The 2217-nt window shown below is 66.4% G+C and carries 3 protein-coding genes; all 3 read right to left on the bottom strand.

What is annotated here, in order from left to right:
• Nucleotides 1-52: 52 nt before the first annotated feature.
• Nucleotides 53-1291, bottom strand: coding sequence for a DUF945 family protein (locus B8115_RS07580; protein WP_010627177.1), 1239 nt, complete (start codon nt 1289-1291; stop codon nt 53-55).
• A gap of 58 nt (nt 1292-1349) precedes the next feature.
• Nucleotides 1350-1823: a phosphatidylglycerophosphatase A gene (locus tag B8115_RS07575; RefSeq protein ID WP_010627176.1), complete on the bottom strand. Its 474-nt coding sequence runs from the start codon at nt 1821-1823 to the stop codon at nt 1350-1352.
• On the bottom strand, nt 1820-2217 hold a 398-nt coding region (locus B8115_RS07570; RefSeq protein WP_010627175.1), incomplete at its 5' end, for an AIR synthase-related protein. The genes B8115_RS07575 and B8115_RS07570, both read right to left, overlap by 4 nt.

The raw sequence follows: 2217 nt of genomic DNA, 5'->3' as shown, positions 1-2217 counted from the left end.
CGCACCGCGCAACGCAGCAATTCGCTCGCGCAGGCATTAGTGCGGTGTTTCCCTAGCGCCAAAGCGGGGGCAATGGACGACTATTGACCCGCACCTGCCCACGGCCGACGTCGACTTCCAGCGTGCGCGTGTCCAGCGGCAAACCGAGCCACAGCGCCACCACGGTAGGCAGCTCGTACCAGGTGAAGTCGCCATCCAGGCGCCGTCGCCAGCGCGCCTTGACGGTGGGTTCGTCGAGGCCGACCAGGCTCAGCTCTTCGAGCCGGCGACCGTCGAAAAACAGAGATCCGTCGACCCGGGCCGATAGCCCCAGCATCGGACTGTCCAGCTCCAGACGCTGAAGGTCGAGACGCGGCGAGTCCTGCAGTACTGCCAGCAGATAGGGTTCGAGTTCACCCAGCAGTGCCTTTTGCTTCATGCCGTGGTGCCCACTGGCCGCCAGCTTGCGCAAACGCAGCATGCTGCTGCGAATCGCATCGGCGTTGAAGCGCGAAAGCTCCACATCCACCTGACCGGTCAACAGTACCTGTTCCGCGGTATGGATCTCGCCCAGGTCCAGCGCCAGCTGCATCCTCAGCTCCTGCTCGTCCAGCGAGGTGCGGTTCGACAGACGGATACCGTTTCCATCGAGTCTGAGCTGGGGCTGATGCCAGGTGAAGGATTCGATCTGCAGGCGGTCTTCCTGGGTGAAGGTGTGCGCGTCTTCGGTATAGGCATACTGGCTGTTGAGAATGGCCGGCCCCACCTCCAGGCGAGCCGCGCCGTCACTCAGCGACCAGGCGTCGAGATGGGCACGCATCCGCCAGTTGCCCTGCTCGCCGCTGAAGCGCAGCCTGCCGCCGCCGAAGACGAGCTCCCGCTCCTGCTGGGTGATGCGCAGCGGCGCCAGCTGCAGCCCGCCTTCCAGGGTGCCGGTCAGGGAGTGATAGCTGGCCTCCCACAGGGGCGGAGAGGTGGCCAGGGAGTCGCCGAAGAGATGCACGGCATTGGGGCCGTGGCGCAGCATGGCCTCGCCGTCCAGGTGAGTGCTGAGCACCCCATGGCGGGCACGATAGGTCAGCTCCAGTTGCCAGAGGTGGCCGAACAGCGGCGCCAGGTAGATACGTCCGGAAGAGGACCACCAGCCCTGCTCCACCTCGACCCGTTCGATGTCGATCTCCCCCCGCGCCTCGAGATCGGCGAGGGTACGCGCCATCTCGCGCTCGAACAGCCAGCTCGATACTGCCTGCGCGCTCAACCAGGCGAGCAGCAGCACGACCAGCAGCGGGACGATGAGACGTTCCTTGCGCATAGCTTCGCCTCCCTGTGGTGATACATGCGCCAGACCGGTTAACCGTACCGGATGTAAACTAGTGCAACCAGAGCCACAGGTGCATAGTACTCCAGGCGTAGATACCGGCCAGAACGTCATCGATCATGATGCCGAACCCGCCCGCCACGCGCCTGTCGGCCCAGCGGATCGGCCACGGTTTGAAGACGTCGAAGATACGGAACAGCACGAACCCCCACAGCGCCGCCTCCCAGGAGAACGGTACCGCTGCCATGGTGATCCAGTAGCCGACGAATTCGTCCCACACGATACCGGAATGGTCGTGAACGCCGAGATCCCGCGAGGTCTTGTCGCACAGCCAGACGCCCACCACGAAGGCGACCGCCACCAGCGTCAGGTACCAGCCCAGCGGCAGTTCGGAGAGCAGCCAGTAGAAGGGAATCGCGGCCAGGGTGCCGAAGGTGCCCGGTGCCCAGGGCACGCCGCCGCTGCCCAGGCCGAAGGCGAAGAAGTGAACGGGGCGCCGCCAGACGCTCGGTGGACAGCGGTTCATGGCTCGCCTCCCGGGAAGTGCTGCCAGCCGTGGGCACCGCCGACATCGACACCTCTCACGCCCGGCTCGGCGCTGACCGTGCCGATCGGAGTCAGTGCCAGCCCCTGCTCCGCCAGACGTCGACGTGCCTCGGCGAGGCTCTCGCCGGGCAGGCTGACCAGCAGCTCGTAGTCGTCGCCGCCGCACAGCGCGGCGCGATAGGCGCCTTCTTCACCCAGCGCCTCGCGCAATCCTGTCGCCAAGGGCAGTGCCTCGGGCTCGAGCCGCGCCCCGACGCCGGAAGCTGCCAGCACGTGTTCGAGGTCGGCCAGCAGCCCGTCGGAAACGTCGATGGCGGCATGCGCCAGGTCACGCAGCGCCATACCGGCCACGAGCCGCGGTGTCGGCTTGAGAT

It is taken from the genome of Halomonas sp. KM-1 (genome assembly GCF_000246875.1).
Lineage (GTDB): Bacteria > Pseudomonadota > Gammaproteobacteria > Pseudomonadales > Halomonadaceae > Halomonas > Halomonas aerodenitrificans.
The sequence above is the reverse complement of the archived record's forward strand: the minus strand, read 5'-3'. Positions and strand labels throughout refer to the sequence as shown.